This is a genomic window from Methylomonas montana (genome assembly GCF_030490285.1).
GTDB lineage: Bacteria > Pseudomonadota > Gammaproteobacteria > Methylococcales > Methylomonadaceae > Methylomonas > Methylomonas montana.
Genome location: NZ_CP129884.1, coordinates 1,369,337 through 1,390,987, shown reverse-complemented (window position 1 = coordinate 1,390,987; position 21,651 = coordinate 1,369,337). Strand labels below are relative to the sequence as shown.

The window sequence follows — 21,651 nt, the reverse complement described above, 5'->3', positions numbered from 1 at the left end:
CACACCGACTGAATGGCAAGACGACCCAGAAGCAACAAATCGACCGTTAGACGTAGAAAATCGAAACCTCAATCATCGTGGTTAACACGCATCCTGATTCCGCTGATCTTGTTCGCGGGCTTCGTGCTGGCCGCTTACGTGGGCTATCTCGATCACACGGTACGCGAGCAATTCGAAGGCAAACGTTGGTCGATTCCGGCCCGAGTCTACGCCAGCCCGGTCGAACTGTATGCCGGTTACGAAATATCCAGCAAAAATCTGGAAGACTTATTGTTGGAATTGCATTATCGCCAGGATAATCAACTGGCCGGCGAAGGCTCGTATTATACGAAAGGCGGCACGATCAATGTCCGCACCCGAGCGTTCAACTTCGGCGACACGCCTCAGGAAAGCCGTAAAATCAGCGTTAATTTTAGCAGCGGCGGCATCGTCAGCCTGACCGACGCCGGCACAGGCGAGAATCTGGCCATCGTGCGGATGGACCCGGTGCAAATCGGCAGTTTTTACCCGACCCGCAAGGAAGACCGGATTCTGATTAAGTTGGACGAGGCGCCGCAAACCTTGGTGCAAGGTTTGCTGTCTACCGAAGATAAGGACTTTTATAACCATTTCGGTATTTCGCCCAAGGGCATCGTCCGGGCGATGTGGTCGAATCTAAAAGCCGGCGGCATGGTGCAAGGCGGCAGTACTATCACTCAACAGTTGGTGAAAAACTTTTTCCTGAACCCTAAACGCACCCTGCGCCGCAAACTCAAAGAAGCCTTGATGTCCTTGATTCTGGAATATCGGTTTAGCAAGGACGAAATTCTGGAAGCGTATTTGAACGAAATTTTTCTGGGCCAAGACGGCGCCAGCGCCGTGCATGGTTTCGGCCTGGCCAGCGAATTTTACTTCGGCCAATCTTTAAAAACGCTGAATTTACATCAAGTCGCGACCTTGGTGGCTCTGGTACGCGGACCTTCCGAATATGACCCGCGCCGCAATCCGGAACACACGCTGGAGCGCCGCAACATCGTCCTGGATGCTATGCAAAGCGAGGGTTATGTCGATGCGCAGCAAGTTAGCGAAGCGAAAAAACAACCGCTCGGCGTCGCCACGGTCATCCACCGCTCCGCCAACCGTTACCCGGATTTCATCGATCTGGTCAAACGCCAGCTGAAACAGGAATATAAGGAAGAAGACCTGACGTCCGAAGGCCTGCGCATCGTCACGACCTTGGACACTCGTATTCAAGACGCATTAGAACAATCCATCGCTCGCAAGCTTAAGCAGCTGGAGAAAAGTCCAAAAAGCGACGACCTGGAAAGCGCTGCCATCGTCACCCGCCGAGACAGCGGCGAAATCGTCGCGCTGGTCGGCGGCCGCAATTCGGCTTCAACCGGCTTCAATCGCGCCTTGGACGCCGTCAGACCGATAGGCTCGCTAATCAAACCGGTGGTGTATCTAACTGCACTGGAATACCCGGACCGTTACACCATAACCACCCCAGTCAGCGATACCGAGCTGCAAATCGAAGCGGAAAAAGGCAAGATCTGGTCGCCAGACAATTACGACAATCAGGAACACGGCATCGTACCGCTGCATAGCGCCCTCGCTCACTCCTACAATATGGCGACGGTGCGTATCGGTATGGACGTCGGTCTGGCCAGAGTCGCTAACACGCTGAAAAGCATGGGCGTCAGCCGGCCGGTCGATTTGTTCCCATCCTTTCTGCTCGGCGCTCAACCGTTGACGCCGCTGGAAGTCACTCAGCTGTATCAAACCCTGGCCGGCGACGGCTTCGCAACGCCGTTGCGTTCGATCCGCGCGGTGAACGCCGCCGACGGCAAAGCCTTGCAAAGCTATCCGTTCACGGTACGCCAGGCGGTCGATCCAGCCGCAACTTTTATCACCAACACCATTTTGCAGGAAGTGATGTACGCCGGCACCGGCCACTCTGCATATAATTATCTGCCGCAAAACATGGCGCTGATCGGTAAAACAGGCACCACCAACCAGTTGAGGGACAGCTGGTTTGCCGGTTTTAGCGGGGATTTTCTGTCAGTGGTTTGGATCGGTCGCGATGACAACAAACCCACTGGCCTCACCGGCGGCAGCGGCGCACTGCAAATTTGGTCGGAATTGATGCGGCAGGTATCCAAAAAACCGGTCAGTCTAGTGCCGCCGGATAATGTGCAAATGACCTGGATAGACCCGGCCAGCGGCCTGCTAAGCAATGAAACCTGTGCTGGCGCGAAATTAATGCCGTTCGTGGAAGGCTCGGCGCCGAGCCAGCTGGCCGACTGCGCGGCTAACTCGGAATCCGGCGAAAGCTGGCTTAATAACCTGAACCCTTTTTAATATGTTGCATAAAATCCTTCGCACGCTGATTTTCCTGATCGCCGCCATTCAACCCGCTTGGGCCGAGGAAGCCCCGATCGCTAGACTGAAAAGCTTTTTAGCCAGCAACTCCGCGTTGTCGGCCGATTTCAAACAAATCAGTTTCGATAAGAGCGGCCGCCCCGCCCAGAATAGTTTCGGCAAGTTTTACTTGAGCCGGCCGGGCAAATTTCGTTGGAATTATCAAAAACCGTTTGTACAGGAAATCGTCTCCAATGCTGGCAAAGTCTGGTTTTATGACGCCGATCTGGAGCAAGTGACGGTCAAGCAGCTGGATGATTCGCTGGGCTCCACGCCGGCCTTGTTGTTGACTGGGGAAGTCGATATCGAGGAAAAATTTATCCTGGAGGAGCAAGGCCAGGATGACGGGATGAACTGGGTCAAACTGCTGCCGAAAAACGAAGAAAGCGGTTTCAAATACATCCTGATTGGCCTGAACGGCAACCAGTTAGGTGGTATGGAACTGAGCGATAATTTTGGGCAATTGACCCGAATTTATTTTTCCAATATCCAGCAAAACCCTAAATTGGACGACGCTTTATTTAATTTTAAAGCCCCGAAAGGCGCGGACGTATTTGAAAACTAATCCATCCTGCTGCGGTTGGCTTGCTCGCCAACCGCGTAACGGCTAATAGCTAATCTCAACCCTATTTCTGCCCTGCCTCTTGGCTTCATACATGGCCGCGTCCGCCCGCTTAATCAATGAGTCCGCGCTATCGCTGCCTTTTAATGTGGCAATTCCCAGACTTGCGGTCAGATTGAGTACATCCATGCCATAAGCTATGGTATGCGACTCTATATCGGCGCGGATCCGCTCGGCGATCAGCGTCGCGCCATCGATATCGGTATCGCCAAGCAAAATCACGAATTCTTCCCCACCATAACGAAATACCGCGTCGCTGCCGCGTACACTGTCTTTTAGCCAAGCAGCCAGCGACGCCAGCGCCAAATCGCCACAACCATGACCGTAATCGTCGTTAATACTCTTGAAGTTATCGACATCGACAAAAATCAGCGACAAATGCTGTCCGCCACGATGCGCGCGCTTAATCTCACGCAACAAGGTATCGTTAAACGCCGTGCGGTTATTGGCTTTGGTTAAGGGATCGGTAAACGCCATTTTCAGCGCCTGCTGAAACAGGGTGGCGTTTCTTAAAGGATAAATCAGACAACACAACAGACTCTCCAACATTTTCAGCTCTTCCTTGCTGAAACGGTTGCTGCGGGTCAGTTTTAATTCGCCCAACTGCTGCTCTTCCACTTTTAAGGCATAGGAGCAAGAATGACGGGCCATGACACCGCGCTTGAATGCTAGATCGAATTCCTCGTTGTAATATTCGACGCCGTTATGCGGAATGGTATGTTGAATCTTATTGCAGAAAATACCGATCAGCTCGTTAAATTCCAATGTGGTCTGCAGCGCGCTACTGATATCGTAGTGATGCAAATTGACCGCAGTCGACGCTTCAAAGGTTTTATTACTGACAACGGCTAATCCGGCTGCTTTTTCTTTCATGACATTCCCCGAGTCTTGAATCAAAGGTTCAAGAGAAGTTAAGCCAGGAGCATGCCAATACTATTTTTTTACATAAAAAACAATTTGTTATATAAAAATTACAAACTTAGTCATCGAAAAGCGGCAATTTTCCGCCGCTTTGCCGCCGCCTAAAATAAGCCGAGTTGCACCTGAGCCACTTCGGACATCATTTCCCGCGACCAGGGTGGGTCCAGCACCACTTCGACATCCACCGAGCTGACGCCCGGCAATGCTCGGATGCATTTCTCGACGTCGCTCTGAATGACCGGGCCCATGCCACAACCAGGCGCGGTTAGCGTCATCTGGATATGCACATCGTTACCGCCTTCCGCATTCGGCGTGACGCCGCAATGGTAAACCAAGCCCAAATCAACGATATTGACCGGGATTTCCGGGTCGTAAACCGTTTTCATCACTTCCCAACAATTTTGCTCGACGGCCTTCCGGTCGGTTTCGGATACCAATGTTTGCAAATGCTGAGCTTCCTTACCTAGTGCATCGGCATCGCTGCCGGCAACCCTGACCATGTGGCCGTAATCCGTAACCACGGTATAGTTGCTGCCCAAGGCCTGATGTATCGTCACTTCCTGTCCCTTGTTAAGGGTGCCGTGATGGCCGTCCGGAATCGTGACGATATTGACGTCGCGGGTTAAAAAAACAACTTCTCTGTCTGCCATAACAATTTTTAGGGTTTAAAAGTTTGTGCGTCAATAATTTGGCCAGTCGTACCGATACTGGCATCGCCGAATAAATAAATATAAAGCGGATCCAGACTGTTCATGGCCGGAATCAAGGCTTTGTCTTCGGCAGGATAGGCTCGTTTGCGCAACGGCGAATCGATCGGCCCCGGCACCACCGTATTCACCCGGATTTTTTGCCCGGCTTCCAGTTCGGCCGCTAGAATACCGGCGAAGCCTTCCAGCGCGATTTTCGACACGCCGTAAGCGCCCGAATAAGCCTGGACTTTGCGCGCCGAGGAATCGGAGATAAACACGATGGAAGCATGCTCGCTGCGCTGCAATACCGGCAACAACACCCGGCACAATAAAAAAGGCGCGCTGAGGTTGACGTTTAAGGCATACCCCCAATCCTTGGTTTTGTAGTTGGCGATCGGGCTGTAAGCGCTAAATTCCACCGCCGCATGCAATACGCCATGCAAAGCACCGTAGCGTTGCACTATTGCATCGGCCATTTCTTCGTATTGCGCTTCGCTAGCACCGGCCAGATCGAAGGGATACATCACCGGTTCCGGGCCGCCGGCAGCGACAATCGCATCGTAGACTTTTTCCAGTTTTGGGATGCTTTTATCCAGCAGAATAATTTGCGCGCCCTGCCCGGCTAAAGCCAGCGCCGCCGTACCGCCCAGACCGCCGCCGGCGCCAGTGATGAGTAAAACCTTATTGCTTAATGACATAAATTAGCGTGTATCCATTCCATCAATTGTGGAGGTTGTTCGATCAAGGCGTCGGCCCCCCAGGTGTGGGGTTGATCATCGCTTTTCAAATAGCCATACAACGCCGCCAAAGTTTTCATATTGGCGCGTTTGCCGGCGGTAATATCATGCACGGCATCGCCGATATACACGCAGTTCTCGGGCGATACGCCGGCTTGCCGACATGCGGCCAGCATCGGTTCGGGATGCGGCTTGCTATTGGGCGTGGTATCGCCGCTGACAATGCAGGCCGCCCGCTCGCTGAGTTGCATCGCATCCATCAGCGGCACGGTAAAGCGGGCTTTCTTATTGGTGACCACGCCCCACTTCAAACCCAGCTGTTCTATGGCAACCAAACTGTCGGCAATGCCCTGAAAAAATCGACTGTGCTCGGCAATATTGTGCTGATAGGTATCCAGCATGAACTCCAACATGCATTGCGCCAGGCTGTCGCCCACGCTCACGCAGTGCTTGATCATTGGCAATGCGCCGTGGGAAATGAAAGGCCGTACCGTTTCCTCAGGCGCTTCGGGAAAACCGTGCGCCGCTAGGGTCTTGTTTAAACAGGCGATCAAATCCGGCGCGGTATCGACGAGGGTACCATCGAGGTCGAACAATACGCAATCCAGTTTAAATGCAGTCATGCGCCGTCACTCGGAACGCTGAAACGCGGCGATATAATTCACGTCGATATCTTTGCCTAGGCTAAATTGCTTACTGAACGGTTTATATTCGATACCAACCATGCCCTGTAACTCCAGCCCGACGCTTCTGGCCATTTGTCCCAATTCGGAAGGCTTGATAAAGGTTTTATAGTCGTGTGTGCCTTTAGGCACCATTTTCAGTACGTGCTCGGCGGCGACGATAGCCAGCAGCCAAGCTTTCGGCACCCGGTTCAATGTGGAAAAAAACACCATGCCGCCTGGTTTAACCAGCGTCGCGCAAGCAGCGATGATGGACGCCGGGTCGGGCACGTGTTCCAACATTTCCATGCAAGTGACATGATCGAAACCAGCTGGCTGTTCCTCGGCAAGCTGTTCGGCGCTGATTTTCCGGTAACTGGCGTTCACACCGGTTTCCAATCCATGCAAATCGGCAATATCCAGCAAGTCTTCGCTCAAATCGACACCCAAAGCGTCCGCGCCGGCTTTCGCCAACCCTTCGGTAAGAATACCGCCGCCGCAACCGACATCCACTACCCGCTTACCCTGCAAATCGGCATATTGTCGAATAAATTGCAAACGCAAGGGATTGACGTCGTGTAAGGTTTTAAACTCGCCATTCGGGTCCCACCAGCGCTCGGCCTGCGAACCAAATTTATGAATTTCGTGTGGATGTACGTTTTCTGTCGCTGTCATAATGCCAACCTGTTCATGGGGCTATAGTTTACTGTATTACTAGGTTATTCGTCATGCTCCAACTTTCGCACGGTTTTCGTAATCACTGTCGGGCATGAACGGTATAAGGCTTTTTAACTAGACGGCAAAAGGCCAATCAGCTTGAAGGATGCTCTTGCAAACGCGCCTGCCAAAGCTTGATTTTTTGTCTAAGCGCCGGCAAATCCAAAGAAGTCAACTCGCGCTTTTTCAACAGCTGTTTTCCGCTCACCCAAACATCGGATACCTGATGCCGACCGGCAGCGTAGACGATTTGCGCCAGCGGATTGAACAAAGGCTGAGTTTCCAGCTCGCTCAGATCTATTGCCACCACGTCGGCGGCTTTACCGATGGCCAGCGAACCGATTTCCGCATCCAACCCTAAGGCCTTGGCGCCATTGATGGTCGCCATTTGCAATGCTGTCATCGCCGACACCGCGCTGGCATCTCCCGCCACCCCCTTCCCTAGCAACGCCGCTGTGCGCATTTCAGACAGCATGTCCAAATCGTTATTACTGGCGGCACCGTCCGTACCTAAAGCGACGTTGATGCCGGCGGCCAGACATTGCGCCACCGGACAAAAGCCGCTGGCCAGTTTCAAATTCGATTCCGGACAATGGACGATGTGGCCGCCGGTTTCCGCATAAAGCTGGATATCTTCGGCGGATAATTGCGTCATGTGTACCGCGATAAACGATGGCGTCAGCAAACCCAGTTCGTGTAGACGTTGCAACGGCGTTTGACCGTTTTTATTTTTTTGCTCTTCAACCTCATGCGCGGTTTCATGCAAATGCATATGCACGGTCAGATTCATCTCGTCGGCATAAGTGATGACATTGCGTAGCGGCGCGTCCGATACGGTATAGGGTGCATGCGGTGCAAACGAAGTGCTGATCAATGCTTCATGACGAAGTTGCTCGTGCAAGGCCAAGCCCTTGGTCAGATAAGCATCGGCGTTTTCCGCCCAGACCGTTGGAAAATCGAAAACAATCAGCCCGACATTGGCGCGAATGCCGTGCTGTACTGCCTGTTGCGCGACGATTTCCGGAAAGAAATACATATCGTTAAAGCAAGTCGTCCCGCAACGCAGCATTTCGGCGATCGCCAGATCGGTACCGTCCCGAACGAAGGCTTCGCTGACCCATTTTTGCTCGGCAGGCCAAATGTGGTTTTGCAACCAATCCATTAGATGCAGATCGTCGGCGATACCGCGTAACAAGGACATCGCCGAGTGGGTGTGACAGTTGATTAGGCCGGGAATCAATGCGTGCTGGTCTAGCCGTTCGATGTTGCGCGGCTGATATTTCTGTAATGCCAGATCGTTAGCCAACAAATCGACTATTCTGCCGTCATCGATCACCAGACTGTAGTTCTCGTGAATCACCGATTCCGGCTCTACCGGTATTATCCAACGCGCTTGAATGAGAAGATCGACCTGCATGCTTTTTCTCGGCTTAAAAAGCTGGCGATTATACCGCGTTAACCGCCAAACGCGCCGGCCTCAGACTTCCGCCAGATTACCCCTTTCCTCCAACCAGCTTTTACGGTCACCAGCGCGCTTCTTGGCCAGCAACAAGTCCATCTGCTCGCGGGTATCGTCGTTTTCAGCTACCGTTAACTGCACCAGGCGGCGGGTGTCTGGATTCATCGTGGTTTCCCGCAGTTGCGACGGATTCATCTCGCCCAGGCCTTTGAAACGCTGGATGTTGATCTTGCCGGTGAGTTTTTCGGCTTCGATCCTCGCCAATACGCCCAGACGTTCGGATTCATCGAGCGCGTAAAACACCTTCTTGCCGACATCCACCCGATACAGCGGCGGCATCGCCACGAATACATGCCCCGCCCTGACCAGTGCATTGAAATGCTGGTAAAACAGCGCGCAAATCAACGTTGCGATATGATTGCCGTCGGAATCGGCATCGGCCAGGATGCAGATCTTGCCGTAGCGCAGATTTTGCAAATCGTTGCTGTCCGGCTCTATGCCCAATGCCACGGCGATGTCATGCACTTCCTGAGATGCCATCACTTCGCCGGAATCGACTTCCCAGGTGTTCAAGATCTTGCCGCGCAAGGGCATAATAGCTTGAAACTCTCTATCTCTAGCCTGCTTGGCAGAACCGCCGGCCGAGTCGCCCTCGACCAGAAACAGTTCGGTGCGACTGAGATCCTGCCCGGAACAATCCGCCAATTTGCCGGGCAAGGCCGGGCCGCTGGTGATTTTCTTGCGGACGATTTTCTTGCCGGCTTTCAAGCGCTTCTGCGCGCTAGCCAATATGATTTCGGCGATTTTCTCGCCTTCCTGCGGATGCTGATTCAACCACAAGCTGAAAGTATCCTTGGCGACGCCGGACACGAAAGTCACACATTCGCGCGAGCTGAGCCTTTCCTTGGTTTGTCCGGAAAACTGCGGATCTTCCAGTTTCACCGACAACACAAAGTGACAACTCTCCCAGACATCTTCCGGGGCGATCTTCACGCCGCGCGGCAGCAGGTTGCGAAAGTCTAAAAACTCGCGCATCGCTTCGGTCAAGCCGGCCCGCAGGCCGTTGACATGGGTGCCGCCCTGCGCGGTGGGCACCAAATTAACATAACTCTCGGCGATGGTTTCCGGCAAGCTATCCGGCGTCCAGACGATGCCCCACTCCACCGCTTCGTTGCTGGCCACCATGTTAGCCATGAACGGCGGTTGCGGAAAAATCTCGGCGTCACCGACCCTATCCAACAAATATTCCTGCAAGCCATTCTGGTAACACCATTCGAATTGCTCGTCACTGAGTTCCGAATTCAAGGTGATTTTTAGACCTGGGCACAGTACCGCCTTGGCACGCAACACATGCTTCAGCTTGCTGACCGAGACCCGGTTAGAATCGAAATACTTGCCGTCCGGCCAAAAATGCACGCTGGTGCCGGTGTTATTCTTACCGACCGTGCAGCTTTGCTGCAATTCGCTGACTTTGTCGCCGCCGGCAAATTCCATTTGATAGACACCGCCGCCGCGCTTGATTTCAACCAGCAGTTTTTCCGACAAGGCGTTGACCACAGACACGCCGACGCCGTGCAAGCCGCCGGAGAATTGATAGTTTTTGTTGGAGAATTTACCGCCGGCATGCAACTGCGTAAGGATTACTTCCACGCCAGGAATGCCCTGTTCGGGATGAATATCCACCGGCATGCCCCGGCCGTTATCGTCCACCCGCACTGAACCGTCTTTATAAAGCACGACATTGATGGTGTCGGCGTGGCCGGCCAGCGCTTCATCGACACTGTTGTCCACCACTTCCTGCACCAAATGATTCGGGCGCGTGGTGTCGGTATACATGCCGGGACGTTTGCGCACCGGGTCCAGGCCGCTCAGTACTTCAATTGCCGCGGCGTTATATTCGTTACTCATTGTTACTCATCGTTTGCTGTTAATTCATACTATAATGCTCGGTCATTTTTTGAGCATGTCAGTACACATTATATGTCGAGACGTAAAAGCGCATCCCAATTTGAGGACGCGATGGAAGAATTGGAGAAATTGGTCGAGCAAATGGAGCGCGGCGATATTTCTCTGGAAGAGTCCTTAAAATCCTTCGAACGCGGGATCAGATTAACCCGCACCTGCCAGCAAGCGCTACAAGACGCCGAGCAGAAAGTCCAAATTTTATTAGAAAAAAACGGCCAGCAAACTTTGGAGCCATTCACCGATGAGTAACTTAAAAGCCTATCTTACCGCCTGTCAGAACCGCGTCGAGCGCGCGCTGGACGTCAGGTTGCCCGGCGAGAACATTCTGCCGCAAACCCTGCATCAAGCCATGCGCTACAGCGTGCTGGACGGCGGCAAACGCACCCGCCCACTGCTGACTTATGCCACCGGCCAGGCCTTGGGGTTGAACGAAGATGTGCTGGACGCGCAAGCTTGCGCAGTGGAATTTATCCATGTTTACTCCTTAATCCACGACGATTTGCCAGCGATGGACAACGACGATCTACGCCGCGGCAAACCGACTTGTCACAAAGCCTACGACGATGCCACCGCTATCTTAGCCGGCGACGCATTGCAAGCACTGGCTTTTGACGTATTAGCCAACGACCCAGCCATTCAAGCGGGCCCGGAAGCCCGAGTCAAAATGATCGCCGCTTTGACCAGAGCCAGCGGTTCGCAAGGCATGGTCGGCGGCCAGGCCATCGACCTTGGCTCGGTCGGTCGCAAACTGACTCTGCCGGAACTGGAAAACATGCATATCCATAAAACCGGCGCCTTGATCCGCGCCAGCGTCAATCTGGCGGCTTTGTCCAAGCCTGATCTGGCTGCCGAAGTCGCTAAAAAGCTGGATCATTACGCCAAATGCATAGGCCTGTCGTTCCAAGTCAAAGACGACATCCTCGATGTGGAAAGCGATACCGCTACTTTGGGCAAAACCCAGGGCAAAGATGTCGATAACGACAAACCGACTTACCCTGCCCTATTGGGAATGGCCGGCGCCAAACAAAAAGCCCAGGAACTACATGAACAAGCGGTCGCCAGTTTGGCAGGCTTTGGCAGCGAAGCGGATTTGTTGCGCGATTTGTCGCTGTACATCATCGAACGCAGTCACTAATCGCCGCCTTATTTGCACGATTTATACTTCTTGCGCCGCAATCTCTCCGGTTTTATCGCTTTGCGCCTGCTCATCGGGCGCCGAATATTGCGACGCAAACATATAAAGGAATTTTCTAAAACATGACCGTCTCCGATTTCCCGCTCCTCAACACCATTCAAAGTCCGTCCGATGTCCGTGCGCTGAAACCGGAACAGCTCAAGCCGCTGGCCGATGAGCTGCGTGCCTATCTGACCCACACGGTCAGTCTCTCCGGCGGCCACTTTTCGGCCGGTTTGGGCACCGTGGAACTGACGGTGGCGCTGCATTATGTGTTCGATACGCCGTCGGATCAGTTGGTCTGGGATGTCGGCCATCAGGCTTATCCGCATAAGATTCTGACCGGCCGCAAGGACAGGATGCCGACCATCAGGACTTTGGGCGGGGTCTCGGCGTTTCCGTCCCGCGAGGAAAGCGAATATGACGCTTTCGGGGTCGGTCATTCCAGCACTTCGATCAGTGCCGCGCTGGGCATGGCCATCGCTTCGCAGTTGCGCGGCGAGGACAAGAAGATGGTGGCGATCATCGGTGACGGTTCGATCACCGGCGGTATGGCGTTCGAGGCGATGAATCATGCCGGTGATGTAAATGCCAATCTGCTGGTGATTTTGAACGATAACGATATGTCGATTTCGCCGCCGGTCGGGGCGATGAATAATTATCTGACCAAGGTGTTGTCGAGTAAGTTTTATTCGTCGGTGCGGGAAGAGAGCAAGAAGGCTTTAGCCAAGATGCCATCGGTCTGGGAACTGGCGCGGAAGACCGAGGAACACGTGAAAGGCATGATCGTGCCAGGCACTTTGTTCGAGGAGTTGGGTTTTAATTATTTCGGCCCTATCGATGGCCACGATGTCGAGATGCTGGTGTCGACGCTGGAGAATCTGAAGGATTTGACCGGACCGGTGTTTTTGCATGTGGTGACCAAGAAGGGTAAGGGCTATGCGCCGGCCGAGAAGGATCCTTTGGCTTATCATGGGGTGCCGGCTTTCGATCCGACTAAGGATTATTTACCCAAGGCGGCACCGTCGCCGCACCCGACTTATACCGAGGTATTCGGCCGCTGGCTGGTCGACATGGCCGAACAGGACGAGCGTCTGCTAGGGATTACCCCGGCCATGCGCGAAGGCTCGGGTTTGGTGGAATTCTCGCAGAAGTTTCCGAAACGTTATTTCGACGTGGCGATTGCCGAACAGCATGCGGTGACCTTGGCCGCCGGTCAGGCTTGTCAGGGCGCCAAGCCAGTGGTAGCGATTTATTCGACCTTTTTGCAACGGGCTTACGATCAGTTGATTCATGACGTGGCCTTGCAGAATCTGGACGTGCTGTTTGCATTGGATCGGGCCGGATTGGTGGGACCGGACGGTCCGACCCATGCCGGTAGTTATGATTTCAGTTATATGCGCTGCATCCCGAACATGCTGGTAATGGCACCGGCCGACGAGAACGAGTGCCGGCAAATGCTGACCACCGGTTTCAAGTATAAAGGTCCGGCTTCGTTACGTTATCCGCGCGGCAAGGGCCCTGGCGTCAGCGTCGATAAAGCCTTGACCGAGTTGGAAATCGGCAAGGCTGAGATTCGCCACCAGGGCGGACGCATCGCCATCCTGGCCTGGGGCAGCATGGTGGCACCGGCCTTGGAAGCCGGTAAGCAACTGGGGGCGACGGTGGTCAACATGCGTTTCGTCAAACCCCTGGATGAAGCCTTGGTACTGGAGATGGCCAAGAGCCACGACGTGATCGTCACCGTCGAGGAAAACGTCATCGCCGGCGGCGCCGGCAGCGCGGTCAACGAATTCCTGCAGGCGCAGAAAATCCTGATGCCCATCCTCAACATCGGCTTGCCGGATCGCTTCGTCGAACAAGGTGGCCGCGAGGAGTTGCTCGGCCTGGTCGGGCTGGATGCCAAGGGCATTCTCACCAAGATCGAAGCGTTTTTCGCTTAAGCAAAATCATGTTGAAGCACTATTTCAAATCCTTGTACCAACGCACCATGGCTGAAGCCTACACCTTGGCGGCCCAGGAAATAGTCTCCAGCTTAAAACAAAACGATGGCAAATGCCTGGATTGCGGGGCCAATAGCGGTTACTGGTTTGAACATCTTTCCCAGGAAATTGGGCTTGCACCCAACCGCTATCACGGTATCGAGTGGAGCAGTCCTGACGTAGAAGCTGCCCGTCAAAAGCATATCAACGTTCAACAAGGCGATTTAAATAATCCGTTTCCATTTGAAAATGATACATTCCAATGCATCTTTGCTCTTTCCGTTTTAGAACATTTATTAAATGGCTGCCATTTTCTGAAAGAATCCCATAGAACACTTCAACCCGGCGGGAAACTCATTATCCTGACTCCCAACATCAGTACCTATTTCACCGCTGCCCTAATTCTCGCCGGCCGGATGCCGTCTAGCGGCCCCCATCCCGACTCTAATATCCTATTGAAATCTGAAGAAATTTTTAAAGTGAGCTCTCACGAACTTAAATGGGACGCAGAATCCGAAAACCCCGTCCACAGACATTTAGTGGTATTCAGCTTCTTGACACTCAGAAAATACCTAAACATATTGGGATATTCAAATGTCAAAGGCTACGGATTTGGTTTGTACCCCTTACCTAATTTCTTGCAACCACTGGCTGAAAAAATTGACCCTTATCATTGCCATCAAATGGTGTTTATTGCCGAAAAATAACGGCATAGACGGCTAGATAGCAAAGATATTTTGGACCAGTTTACGTTACACCAGGACCACATAATGAACAGATTAAGAAACAAAATTCGCGACATCCCGGATTTCCCAAAACCCGGCATCATTTTTAAAGATATAACACCGTTGGTTAAGGATCCGGCAACATTGCGTTTGACCGTGCATCAGCTGCTGCATCCGTTTTTAGGCCGCGACATTACCGCCGTGGCCGGTATGGAAGCACGCGGATTTATCTTCGGCTCGCTAATAGCTTGGGAATTGGGCATTCCATTCGTGCCGCTTAGGAAACCGGGCAAGCTACCCTACGATGTGCAAAGCGTATCCTACGATCTGGAATACGGCTCGGCGGAACTGGAAGTGCATATCGACGCCGTGGACAGCAACGACAAAGTGTTATTGATCGACGATTTATTAGCGACCGGCGGCACCGCCAAAGCGAGTTGCGAGCTGATTGAAAAGCTCGGCGCTACTGTGGTGGCCTGCGCTTTTGTGGTGGAACTGGATTTCCTGCAAGGACGGGAGAAACTGGGAAACTACGAAGTGCATTCCTTGTTGCATTACTGAGAAATACCAAAAGAGACGCTTCCTTGCGTCTCTTTAAACGACATTAACGGCGTTTATGCCATCTTTTTTTTTTACTGATTTGATCCATTTTGGCTGAGGCTTTTTCAAATTCCACGGCCGCATCATCAAACGATTTAGACATACTATCGAAAGCTTTAGTAGAGCTACTGTTGGCGCTGCCATTTTTTACATCTATGGCATTTTCGACATGATCTGGCGATTTCTTGGTGCTATCGGCTTTAGGCTTTTGCACACCATTACTCTCTTTAGGCTTAGCCGGTGAAATCTCACCGACATCGACTTCCGCGTCAATATCAAACTCGTAATTATTAGGGTCGGTCTTACCATCATTGATCAAATTCTTACGATACTGCAGAAACGACTCGCGGGTGAATACGTATGGATCCAAGGCCGCTTCGTCGATAAAATTCAAAGCACCTTCGGCATTCGCCCGGTCGTTGATACCTTCAACAATACCGGTACCCGGCACGTAGGTTCCAGGATTAGCGGCTTTATCCACCACAATAGCAGCGCCATCACGCACAGTAGTCGGCCCTAAAAGCGGCAGCACTAAATATGGACCTTGATCAACCCCCCACACCGCGAGTGTTTGACCAAAATCCTCTACATTATTTTGCAATCCCAGCTCGCTGGCCACATCAAATAGCCCGAGCAAACCAACCGTAGAATTTGTCAAAAAACGCCCCGTGTCGGAAGCGCCTTGATCGAACTTGCCTTGCAGAAAATCGTTCAAGACAACGTTAATACCTTTGAGGTTGGTAAAAAAATTGCTGACACCGGCCTGCATGAAATCGGGGGTTATCGTTTTGTAACCGTTGGCAATCGGCTTCAGAAAATGCTTATCCAAGCCCATGTTAAAACCGTACATCGAACGATTGAAACCTTCGTAAGGATCGGCCGGCTGAACTTTAGCGGCTGCCGTACTGCTGGTGTCCACCGGTTTCTGCTCTGTACTGGCACACCCCGTTACCGTTAATGCGCTTGAAAAAAACATCGCCCAAAGCAGGGATGCTTGGCTGTTGCCTTGATGGTTATACATTACTGACGATTCCTAACAAACTTATTGTTTTGCGTAACTTTCGATTTTTTCGGTGATTTTGGCAATCAACGCATCAAAACCGTCGCGGCTTAATACGCTGGTGTAATCCGATCTTTTCAATGCCAAATCACTGACACCATCCGCTATTATATTGATAATTTGCCAGCCTTCGTCTTTTTTCTTCATCATATAATCGAACTTGACATCCTTTTCTCCCGGAATGTGCAAGTTGGTATGGATGACAACCCCACCGCGCCCGGTTTCCTCTTCCGACACAAAACTGAAAGACTCGCCCGCATACTCTTTGAAGTTATGGGCATACGCCGACACGCTAAGTTTGCTGAACACATTTTCCAACTTACTCTGCTGCTCGGGAGTCAACTCCTCCCACTGCTTACCGACCACTATCCTGGCAATTTTAGGTAGATCGTGACTCTTCTTTACCGCCACATCCAGTTTGTCGTAACGCCCTTGAAAACCCAACTCCTTGCCTTGCTTCATCACACTCAACAGCTGATTCTGAAATTCGTCGACCACCTGCTTAGCCGAGGCTTCTTCGGCCATAGCCAATGGCGATAAAGATACAAGCAACAGCAAACTCAAGCCGAAATAAACTTTTTTTAACATAGTCGTTTCAAAACCTCGTTAGGGGAATAACAGCCAAACCTCAAGACTCGATTTTGACCGGAATCTCGGAAATCGCGCTTTTTTTGTAGACCGGCACAAATTCAGGCTGCTTTTCCTCAACCATCTTGCCCGAAGTTTTAGGTCCACGAATGCTTGCCAGCAATGCCTTGAGCGGATGCGCCAAAGTATCCTCGACTGCCGTGGCTTCATAACCGCAATGCGCCATGCAGTTCGCGCATTTAGGATTTTTGGCCGTGCCGTATTTATCCCAAGGCGTGGTTTCCAACAGCTCTTTGAACGAACCGGCGTTGCCCTCGTCAGCCAGCAAATAGCATGGCTTCTGCCAACCGAATACGTTGCGAGTCGGATTACCCCAAGGCGTGCAGTCGTAATTTTGATTGCCAGCCAGATAATCCAAATACAGCGATGAATGATTTAATTTCCAGTTGCGGTTTTTACCAAGCTTAAAGATGCCGCGGAACAGGTTTTTAACATCAAGCCCTCTGATGAAAACATCTTGTTTCGGTGCACGTTCGTAGCTAAATCCCGGCGCGATCGTTACGCCCTCAACGCCTAGCTCCATCGCATAATCCAAAAATTCCGCCACTTCTTCCGGCGTTTCACCTTGGAACAAGGTGCAGTTGATGGTCACCCGAAAGCCCTTGCCCAAAGCCAGTTTGATGGCTTCGACCGCAATATCAAATACGCCTTGCTGGCAAACCGAACTATCGTGCTTGTCTTGGAGGCCGTCAAGATGGATCGAGAAAGTCAGATAAGGCGACGGCTTATAATCGTTGATGCGCTTTCTCAGCAGCAGGGCATTGGTGCACAGGTAAACGAATTTCTTTCTGGCGATAATGCCTTCCACGATTTGCGGCATCTCTTTATGAATCAACGGCTCGCCACCCGGAATGGAAACCATAGGCGCGCCGCACTCGTCGACAGCCGCCAAGCATTCTTCAACCGACAAGCGCTTATCGAGAATATCATCGGGATAATCGATCTTACCGCAACCCGCGCAAGCCAAGTTGCATCTGAACAGGGGCTCCAGCATCAAAACCAAAGGGTATTTTTTAACGCCTTTAATTTTTTGCTTAATCAGATAACTACCTACAGCCAATTGCTGACGTAAAGGAACACTCACAGCACTATTCTCCAAAAACTATCAAGACATCTAGCAATCGAGACTGTTACAAAAAAACAACAATCACGAACCGCTCACCATCCTACGAGTAACAACCCTTGAAGCATTATAAAGCCATCAATCAGCATCAAGGCGCACAATTAGATGTGGTTAGAATACTACTTTTTCGCAACATACTCCAGCTAAAATGAGCAAAAAACAACAATGACGCACTTACACCCATCAAAAGCCACATAAAATACACCCCTAACCACATCTTTCACTACCCCGCAATAATCGGAATTATGTTTTTAAAACAATAACAAATATAAAAATTACCGCCAGATTCATACCACGCGATAATCGATTTTTCTGTAAATTTGCCTTAACGCAACATCACTTTGCAAAACACCAACAAACAGTCTATCATTGAGCCTACTAATAGTTAGCCTTGAAACAGATGAACGGATCTCAAACACTAATCAACACTCCGGAGTTGCTCAGACAACTACCCGACGCCGAATTGCAAGCCACCCTGCTTGAAGGCGTATCGCGTACTTTCGCGCTGACCATTCCGCAACTACCAGGCGAACTGTACCCTGCGGTAGCCAATGCTTATTTACTCTGCAGAATTGTTGACACCATCGAGGATGAAGTTTCTCTCAGCCCCCAACAAAAGAAATATTTTTGCAGCGCTTTTATTGAAATCGTCAAAACCGGCAACAATGCCGAGGCATTCAGCGCCGAACTAGCCCCCTTACTGTCCGAACAGACCATTCCGGCGGAACACAGCCTGATAGCCGTCGTACCTCGCGTCATTGCTATCACGCGTTCGCTGGACGCGCCGCAAATCGAAGCATTGGCTTGTTGCGTGGAAACCATGGCTAATGGCATGCCCGTGTATCAAGCCCTGGATTTGCACGCCGGCCTGAAAACCATGAAAGACATGGATGACTATTGCTATTACGTCGCCGGATGCGTCGGCGAAATGCTGGCAAAACTGTTCTGCCATTATTCCCCGGAAATAGCCGCCCATCGCGACGAATTGCTAAAACTATCGGTATCGTTCGGCCAAGGCTTGCAAATGACCAACATCCTGAAAGACATTTGGGACGACGCCAAACGCGGCGTGTGCTGGTTGCCGCAAGACATATTTACCGAAACCGGCTTCAATCTTGTCGATTTGACACCGGAAACCGACGACGAACGCTTCCGCAAAGGACTTGAGCGCTTGATCAGCATCGCCCATGGCCACCTGCAAAACGCCCTGACCTACACCCAGCTGTTACCGAGCCACGAAACCGGCATCCGCAACTTTTGTTTGTGGGCCTTGGGTATGGCTGTGCTGACGCTAAAAAAAATCAAGGAAAACCTTAATTTCAACGAATCCAACCAGGTCAAAATCAGCCGCAACAGTGTCAAGGCAACCATTATTGCCACCAAGCTGACGGTTCGCAGCAACCTGCTGCTTTCCCTGCTTTTCAACCTGGCCAGCCGTAATTTGAAAACGCCAAATTGGCACTATTCGCCTATATCGCACACTGGACAATAAGGAATCGCTATGTTTACTGAAGCCCATATAGATACCAGCAGCCACGACATTTCGAACAGTACCGACAGTAGCGGCCTTGGCTTGCTCAATGCCGCCATCGAACGCGCCCAAGCCAAATTGCTTAGCTTGCAAAGCCCGGAAGGTTACTGGGTTTTCGAGCTGGAAGCCGACTGCACCATCCCGTCCGAATACATCATGATGATGCATTATCTGGACGACATTGACGAAGCACTGCAAGCCAAAATCGCCGTTTATCTGCGTAGCCGCCAAGCGGAAGACGGCAGCTATCCGTTGTTTACCGGCGGACCGGGCGACATCAGCGGTAGTGTCAAAACCTATTACGCTTTGAAAATGGCGGGCGACTCCATCGACGCGCCGCACATGGTTAAATTGCGCGACTGGATACTCAGCCAAGGCGGCGCCGCGCGTGCCAATGTCTTCACTCGTATCGCGCTGGCGATTTTCGAGCAATTGCCCTGGCGCGGCGTGCCTTATATTCCTGTGGAAATTATGCTGCTGCCTAGCTGGTTCCCGTTCCATCTGGACAAAGTATCCTACTGGTCGCGCACGGTGATGGTGCCGCTATTCATCATGTGCACCTTAAAAGCCAAAGCCAAAAATCCGCATAAGGTCAATGTATTGGAACTGTTTGTGGTCCACCCTGACGAGGAGAAACACTATTTCCCGGAACGGACCCTGCTCAACAAATTTTTCTTGGGCCTGGATAAGTTGGGACGCGTCACCCAACCGCTGATTCCACAGCGAGTGCGTGAACATGCCATCCAAAAAGCCGTGGACTGGTTCACCGAACGCTTGAACGGCGAAGACGGCCTGGGCGGGATATTCCCAGCCATGGTCAATGCCTATCAAGCCATGTTGCTACTGGGCTTCCCGGCCGATCACCCGAATGTCGTGATTGCCCGCCAATCCATCGACAAATTATTGGTGATCAAAGATGACTACGCCTATTGCCAGCCTTGCCTATCGCCAGTTTGGGATACAGCTTTGGCGGCGTTGGCATTGCAGGAATCCGACAAAGCAGGCAACACCGCCAACCTGAGCCGCGCTTACGACTGGTTGAAAAGCGTGCAATTGTCCGATGAACCGGGCGACTGGCGGGTGCGCCGCCCCGATCTGGCCGGCGGCGGTTGGGCTTTCCAGTTCGCCAATCCGCATTACCCCGATGTAGACGACACGGCGATCGTGGGTTTTGCGATGGCCGATTCCAATTTGCCCGAACTAGACGAGTCTATCCACCGAGCGACTCGCTGGATTGTCGGTATGCAATCGCAAAACGGCGGTTACGGTGCCTTCGATGTCGATAATACTTACTACTATTTGAACGAAATCCCATTCGCAGACCACGGCGCACTGTTGGACCCACCAACCGTTGACGTCAGCGCCCGTTGCGCGATGTTGATGGCCAGAGTTGCCAAAGATCACGACGAATACCTGCCAACCTTGCAGCGCACCATCGAATACGTCCGTAGCGAACAGGAAGCCGACGGCTCATGGTTCGGCCGCTGGGGTACCAATTACATTTACGGCACCTGGTCTGCGCTGCTGGGACTGGAACAAACCAATGTTCCGAAAACCGACCCGATGTACAGCAAAGCCGCAGCCTGGCTGAAAAGCGTGCAAAACGAAGACGGCGGCTGGGGAGAAGACAACCTGAGCTATCACGACGATCAAAAATACCGCGGCCGCTACGAGTTTAGCACCGCGTTCCAAACTGCCTGGGCGGTGCTGGGTTTGATTGCGGCCGGTGAAGTCCGCAGCCCGGAAGTCAAGGCCGGCATCGACTTCCTGCTGCGTGGCCAACAAGCCGACGGCGTTTGGAACGACCCATGCTTTACCGCCCCCGGCTTCCCAAAAGTGTTTTATTTGAAATATCACGGTTACGACAAATTCTTCCCATTGTGGGCGCTAGCCAGATACCGTAACGAATTGGCCAAACAGTGACGATAGGCATTGTCGTTGCACTCCCGGAAGAACTTAGCACCCTGACCGGCCAAAAGCTGTCTCAGGGTGACTGCGTTAGCATTAGCGAGAATATTTTGCTGACATTGGCCGGCGCCGGGCCACTTAATGCCGAGCGGGCAGCGCGCTTGTTGATTAGCGAGGGCGCCGACAAACTGATCAGTTGGGGATGTGCGGCGGCCTTGGCGCCAAACTTGAAACCGGGCGACCTGGTTTTGGCCGAGCAGCTCTTATCCGAACAGCAGCAGTCATTCCATACCGAAGCAGACTGGCGTCAGCATCTGCATAATTTGTTGGATAAACACTTGCCAATTTCCGGCGGGACATTAGCGGAAAGCAGCCATATCGTTGCCGACCGCGACGATAAGCAGCACCTTTATCGCCAAACCGGCGCGGTGGCCTTGGATATGGAAAGCTGCGCGATTGCCAAAGCCGCCCAATACGCAAAACTACCCTGCATAGTCATTCGCGCGATTGCCGACCCGGCTACGATGAGTTTGCCACAAGCCGTGAGCCAAGCCTTGAATAGTCAGGGACAGGTCGAACTCGGCAAATTATTGCGTTTTTTGCTAAGCCACCCTTGGGAAGTCCCAGAATTGATCAAACTGGGCCTGCACTTTTATGCCGCTCGGAAAACCCTGAAAACCGTCGCCAAATATTTAACCGAAATCATCCATTTTTAGTATCAGACCAGA

General features: G+C 52.1%; 20 protein-coding genes. 10 read left to right on the top strand and 10 right to left on the bottom strand.

Features of this window, described 5'->3' with window-relative positions; genetic code table 11:
- Positions 1-12: 12 nt before the first annotated feature.
- Together mrcB and lolA are read left to right on the top strand one after the other, a co-directional pair.
- The gene (gene mrcB / locus QZJ86_RS06570; protein ID WP_301937468.1) at positions 13-2,340 is read left to right on the top strand and encodes a penicillin-binding protein 1B; all 2,328 of its coding nucleotides are present in this window, start codon (positions 13-15) and stop codon (positions 2,338-2,340) included.
- A 1-nt stretch (position 2,341) separates the two neighbouring features.
- Positions 2,342-2,965 carry an outer membrane lipoprotein chaperone LolA gene (gene lolA / locus QZJ86_RS06565; RefSeq protein ID WP_301937467.1) on the top strand — a complete coding sequence of 208 codons (624 nt, stop codon included), beginning with the start codon at positions 2,342-2,344 and terminating at the stop codon, positions 2,963-2,965.
- A gap of 42 nt (positions 2,966-3,007) precedes the next feature.
- Here lolA and QZJ86_RS06560 read toward each other — a convergent pair whose 3' ends face one another.
- The 7 genes from QZJ86_RS06560 to parE form a co-directional block, all read right to left on the bottom strand.
- Positions 3,008-3,895 (bottom strand): GGDEF domain-containing protein, encoded by an 888-nt coding sequence (locus QZJ86_RS06560; RefSeq protein ID WP_301937466.1) that lies wholly within the window; start codon positions 3,893-3,895, stop codon positions 3,008-3,010.
- A gap of 149 nt (positions 3,896-4,044) precedes the next feature.
- Positions 4,045-4,593, bottom strand: a complete 549-nt coding sequence (gene sufT, locus QZJ86_RS06555; RefSeq protein WP_301937465.1) for a putative Fe-S cluster assembly protein SufT — start codon at positions 4,591-4,593, stop codon at positions 4,045-4,047.
- 8 nt (positions 4,594-4,601) lie between these two features.
- Entirely contained in the window at positions 4,602-5,330 is a 729-nt protein-coding gene (locus tag QZJ86_RS06550; protein WP_301937464.1) for an SDR family NAD(P)-dependent oxidoreductase, read from the bottom strand.
- Positions 5,321-5,992, bottom strand: coding sequence for an HAD family hydrolase (locus QZJ86_RS06545; RefSeq protein WP_301937463.1), 672 nt, complete (start codon positions 5,990-5,992; stop codon positions 5,321-5,323). Before QZJ86_RS06545 ends, QZJ86_RS06550 begins: the two co-directional genes overlap by 10 nt.
- Positions 5,993-5,998: 6 nt before the next feature.
- Positions 5,999-6,706: a bifunctional 2-polyprenyl-6-hydroxyphenol methylase/3-demethylubiquinol 3-O-methyltransferase UbiG gene (gene ubiG / locus QZJ86_RS06540; RefSeq protein WP_301937462.1), complete on the bottom strand. Its 708-nt coding sequence runs from the start codon at positions 6,704-6,706 to the stop codon at positions 5,999-6,001.
- 136 nt (positions 6,707-6,842) lie between these two features.
- Entirely contained in the window at positions 6,843-8,165 is a 1,323-nt protein-coding gene (locus tag QZJ86_RS06535) for a TRZ/ATZ family hydrolase (RefSeq protein WP_301937461.1), read from the bottom strand.
- A 60-nt stretch (positions 8,166-8,225) separates the two neighbouring features.
- Positions 8,226-10,115 (bottom strand): DNA topoisomerase IV subunit B, encoded by a 1,890-nt coding sequence (parE, locus tag QZJ86_RS06530; RefSeq protein WP_301937460.1) that lies wholly within the window; start codon positions 10,113-10,115, stop codon positions 8,226-8,228.
- Positions 10,116-10,187: 72 nt separating this feature from the next.
- On the opposite strand from parE, the gene QZJ86_RS06525 reads away from it, so the two are divergent.
- The 5 genes from QZJ86_RS06525 (at position 10,188) to QZJ86_RS06505 (ending at position 14,614) form a co-directional block, all read left to right on the top strand.
- Positions 10,188-10,421 carry an exodeoxyribonuclease VII small subunit gene (locus tag QZJ86_RS06525; RefSeq protein WP_301937459.1) on the top strand — a complete coding sequence of 78 codons (234 nt, stop codon included), beginning with the start codon at positions 10,188-10,190 and terminating at the stop codon, positions 10,419-10,421.
- Positions 10,414-11,307, top strand: coding sequence for a (2E,6E)-farnesyl diphosphate synthase (ispA, locus tag QZJ86_RS06520; RefSeq protein WP_301937458.1), 894 nt, complete (start codon positions 10,414-10,416; stop codon positions 11,305-11,307). The genes QZJ86_RS06525 and ispA overlap by 8 nt, the downstream gene beginning before the upstream one ends.
- 122 nt (positions 11,308-11,429) lie before the next feature.
- Positions 11,430-13,289 carry a 1-deoxy-D-xylulose-5-phosphate synthase gene (dxs, locus tag QZJ86_RS06515; protein WP_301937457.1) on the top strand — a complete coding sequence of 620 codons (1,860 nt, stop codon included), beginning with the start codon at positions 11,430-11,432 and terminating at the stop codon, positions 13,287-13,289.
- A gap of 47 nt (positions 13,290-13,336) precedes the next feature.
- Complete coding sequence (locus tag QZJ86_RS06510) at positions 13,337-14,035, top strand: class I SAM-dependent methyltransferase (protein WP_301937455.1); 699 nt, start codon at positions 13,337-13,339, stop codon at positions 14,033-14,035.
- Between the two features lie 63 nt (positions 14,036-14,098).
- Positions 14,099-14,614, top strand: a complete 516-nt coding sequence (locus QZJ86_RS06505; RefSeq protein WP_301937454.1) for an adenine phosphoribosyltransferase — start codon at positions 14,099-14,101, stop codon at positions 14,612-14,614.
- A gap of 43 nt (positions 14,615-14,657) precedes the next feature.
- On the opposite strand, the gene QZJ86_RS06500 is transcribed toward QZJ86_RS06505, so the two are convergent.
- Genes QZJ86_RS06500 through hpnH form a run of 3 tightly spaced genes read right to left on the bottom strand, consistent with a single transcriptional unit; the run spans position 14,658 to position 17,445 of the window.
- The gene (locus tag QZJ86_RS06500; RefSeq protein ID WP_301937453.1) at positions 14,658-15,674 is read right to left on the bottom strand and encodes an MlaA family lipoprotein; all 1,017 of its coding nucleotides are present in this window, start codon (positions 15,672-15,674) and stop codon (positions 14,658-14,660) included.
- A 21-nt stretch (positions 15,675-15,695) separates the two neighbouring features.
- Complete coding sequence (locus QZJ86_RS06495) at positions 15,696-16,301, bottom strand: ABC transporter substrate-binding protein (RefSeq protein ID WP_301937452.1); 606 nt, start codon at positions 16,299-16,301, stop codon at positions 15,696-15,698.
- Between the two features lie 40 nt (positions 16,302-16,341).
- Positions 16,342-17,445 carry an adenosyl-hopene transferase HpnH gene (hpnH, locus tag QZJ86_RS06490; RefSeq protein WP_301937451.1) on the bottom strand — a complete coding sequence of 368 codons (1,104 nt, stop codon included), beginning with the start codon at positions 17,443-17,445 and terminating at the stop codon, positions 16,342-16,344.
- 439 nt (positions 17,446-17,884) lie between these two features.
- On the opposite strand from hpnH, the gene QZJ86_RS06485 reads away from it, so the two are divergent.
- The 3 genes from QZJ86_RS06485 to QZJ86_RS06475 are packed head-to-tail and all read left to right on the top strand — an operon-like array spanning position 17,885 to position 21,639.
- Positions 17,885-18,976 (top strand): phytoene/squalene synthase family protein, encoded by a 1,092-nt coding sequence (locus QZJ86_RS06485; RefSeq protein WP_301937450.1) that lies wholly within the window; start codon positions 17,885-17,887, stop codon positions 18,974-18,976.
- A gap of 9 nt (positions 18,977-18,985) precedes the next feature.
- Entirely contained in the window at positions 18,986-20,938 is a 1,953-nt protein-coding gene (shc, locus tag QZJ86_RS06480) for a squalene--hopene cyclase (RefSeq protein WP_301937449.1), read from the top strand.
- Positions 20,935-21,639, top strand: a complete 705-nt coding sequence (locus QZJ86_RS06475) for a phosphorylase family protein (protein ID WP_301937447.1) — start codon at positions 20,935-20,937, stop codon at positions 21,637-21,639. The genes shc and QZJ86_RS06475 overlap by 4 nt, the downstream gene beginning before the upstream one ends.
- The last annotated feature ends 12 nt before the right edge of the window (positions 21,640-21,651 follow it).